The 3,330-nt window shown below is 53.5% G+C and carries 2 rRNA genes; both read right to left on the reverse strand.

Annotation, left to right across the window (positions count from 1 at the left end):
* Positions 1-54 precede the first annotated feature (54 nt).
* Positions 55-169 (reverse strand): 5S ribosomal RNA (gene rrf, locus C8J24_RS17235).
* A gap of 222 nt (positions 170-391) precedes the next feature.
* Positions 392-3,189: ribosomal RNA gene (locus tag C8J24_RS17240) — 23S ribosomal RNA — on the reverse strand.
* Positions 3,190-3,330: the final 141 nt, after the last annotated feature.

The raw sequence follows: 3,330 nt of genomic DNA on the forward strand, positions 1-3,330 counted from the left end.
TGAGATTGTGAATGGGTTTTGATATCGTGTGATGCATGTCGCACGGGCTTCAATGCCTGGCGACGACCTACTCTTCCATCGCTTGAGCGATAGTACCATTGGCGCAGGCGGGTTTCACGGCCGAGTTCGGAATGGGATCGGGTGGGACACCGACGCTATAGCCACCAGGCAATGGAGCCGGTGCGACATGCGTCACTGTGATATCTGGGTCCCTCGAGGCTAGCCTTGCGGCGGGTCTTGAGGGTTTTAAAATCGATACCGTGCAAGGTTTGTAGTGGTATTCGACCAATCCCTCGACGGCGAGGGGATTGGCAATCTGGCGTCGTCTTAATCATCCGCACGATCGTCTGACGTGCTGGTTGCCCAGTGTTGTCATTGATGGTGTGAGACTCTCAAGCGCGAATAGAGCAATTAGTATCGGTTAGCTCCATGCGTTACCGCACTTCTACATCCGATCTATCAACGTCGTGGTCTCCGACGGCTCTATGAAATCTTATCTCGAGGGAGGCTTCCCGCTTAGATGCTTTCAGCGGTTATCCCGTCCATACATAGCTACCCAGCTGCGCTCTTGGCAGAACGACTGGTACACCAGAGGTATGTTCAACCCGGTCCTCTCGTACTAGGGTCAACTCCTCTCAAATTTCGACGCCCACGGCAGATAGGGACCAAACTGTCTCGCGACGTTCTGAACCCAGCTCACGTACCACTTTAATTGGCGAACAGCCAAACCCTTGGGACCTGCTCCAGCCCCAGGATGTGATGAGCCGACATCGAGGTGCCAAACAACCCCGTCGATATGAGCTCTTGGGGGTTATCAGCCTGTTATCCCCGGCGTACCTTTTATCCGTTGAGCGATGGCCCTTCCACGAGGGACCACCGGATCACTATGACCGACTTTCGTCTCTGCTCGACTTGTCAGTCTCGCAGTCAGGCGGGCTTATGCCATTGCACTCTAACAGACGGTTTCCGACCGTCCTGAGCCCACCATTGCGCGCCTCCGTTACTCTTTAGGAGGCGACCGCCCCAGTCAAACTACCCGCCACAGAGGGTCCCTGTTCCGGCTTACGGAACGAGGTTAGACATCAGAAACAAACAGGGTGGTATTTCACCTATGGCTCCACATCAGCTGGCGCCGATGCTTCAAAGCCTCCCACCTATGCTACACAGTTTCTTCCTAATGCCACTCTGAAGCTGCAGTAAAGGTGCACGGGGTCTTTCCGTCTAACCGCGGGTACTCCGCATCTTCACGGAGAATTCAATTTCGCTGAGCATGTCCTGGAGACAGTGGGGAAGTCGTTACGCCATTCGTGCAGGTCGGAACTTACCCGACAAGGAATTTCGCTACCTTAGGACCGTTATAGTTACGGCCGCCGTTTACCTGGGCTTCATTTCAGAGCTTGCACCCCTCCACTTAACCTTCAGGCACCGGGCAGGCGTCAGGCCCTATACGTCGTCTTGAAGCCGACTTAGCAGAGCCCTGTGTTTTTGCTAAACAGTCGCTACCCCCTGGCCTGTGCCCCCTCAAAGTGCTTGCGCATAGTGAGGGCCTCCTTCTTCCGAAGGTACGGAGGCAATTTGCCGAGTTCCTTCAGGACACTTCTCTCAAGCGCCTTGGTATACTCTACCTGACCACCTGTGTCGGTTTCGGGTACGGTCTATACGGTGGGGCTATTTCCTGGAACCATTTCGAAGCCATCCCAATCCGATAAGGGATGACAACACACATGATCCGTCACACACCACCAGGCCCACGAATATTAACGTGGTTCCCATCGACTACCCCCTTCGGGCTCGTCTTAGGGGCCGGCTCACCCTGCGCGGATTAGCCTTGCGCAGGAACCCTTGGTCTTTCGGCGAGAGGGCATCTCACCCTCTTTATCGCTACTCATGTCTGCATTCGCACTTCCGATACCTCCACGACCCATTACCAGATCGCTTCACAGGCTTACGGAACGCTCCGCTACCGCGTACCACATAAGTGGCACACCCTAAGCTTCGGCACGTATCTTGAGCCCCGTTACATCTTCGCCGCAGGACCTCTTGTTTAGACCAGTGAGCTGTTACGCTTTCTTTAAAGGATGGCTGCTTCTAAGCCAACCTCCTGGTTGTTTTGGAAGTCCCACATGCTTTCCCACTTAGATACGATTTGGGGGCCTTAGCTGTAGGTCAGGGCTGTTTCCCTTTTGACGACGGACCTTAGCACCCGCCGTCTGTCTCCCGCATATCACTCTTAGGTATTCGGAGTTTGGTTAGGTTTGGTAGATCTCGCGACCCCCTAGCCCATCCAGTGCTCTACCCCCTAAGGTGTTCGTGCGAGGCACTACCTCAATAGTTTTCGCGGAGAACCAGCTATTTCCCGGCTTGATTGGCCTTTCACCCCTAAACACAACTCATCCGGTAACTTTTCAACGTTAATCGGTTCGGACCTCCAGTGCATGTTACTGCACCTTCATCCTGGTCATGCCTAGATCGCCGGGTTTCGGGTCTAATACATCAAACTCTGGCGCCCTATTCAGACTCGCTTTCGCTACGCCTACACCTATCGGCTTAAGCTTGCTTGATACATTAAGTCACAGACCCATTATGCAAGAGGTACGCTGTCAGGCCATAAAAGCCCTCCAACTGCTTGTAGGCAATCCGTTTCAGGTACTGTTTCACTCCCCTCATCGGGGTGCTTTTCACCTTTCCCTCACGGTACTAGTTCGCTATCGGTCATGTACGAGTATTTAGGCTTGGAGGGTGGTCCCCCCATGTTCAGACAGAATTTCACGTGTTCCGCCCTACTCGAGTCCTGAATTCTCACTTTCGTATACGGGGCTGTCACCCGCTATGGCGTCACTTTCCAGAGACTTCTACTAGTTGAAATTCAGGCACTGGCCTGGTCCGCGTTCGCTCGCCACTACTAACGGAATCTCGGTTGATGTCTTTTCCTCCAGCTACTGAGATGTTTCAGTTCGCCGGGTTCGCTTCACGAAGCCTATTTTATTCAGCTAAGTGATACCTAACCTAATTAACCCAATACCCTGCGTTACCGCAGCGCTTGGATTAATCGGGATAGGTGGGTTTCCCCATTCGGAAATCGCGGGGTCAAAGCTTGCTCACAGCTCACCCGCGCTTATCGCAGCGTGCCACGTCCTTCATCGCCTGTACATGCCAAGGCATCCACGAATTGCCCTTACCTCACGCTTGAGAGTCCACACCACCAACGACATCACTGGGTGCGTTCCAGAGGAACGTCACCAACTCGGCAGAGCAGTGCGTCGTGGTCTTTGTCAGGTGCGGATGATTATAATCTCAGCCAGATTATATAGTATGATGATGTCGATATCT

It is taken from the genome of Sphingomonas aerolata, assembly GCF_003046295.1.
Taxonomy (GTDB): domain Bacteria; phylum Pseudomonadota; class Alphaproteobacteria; order Sphingomonadales; family Sphingomonadaceae; genus Sphingomonas; species Sphingomonas aerolata.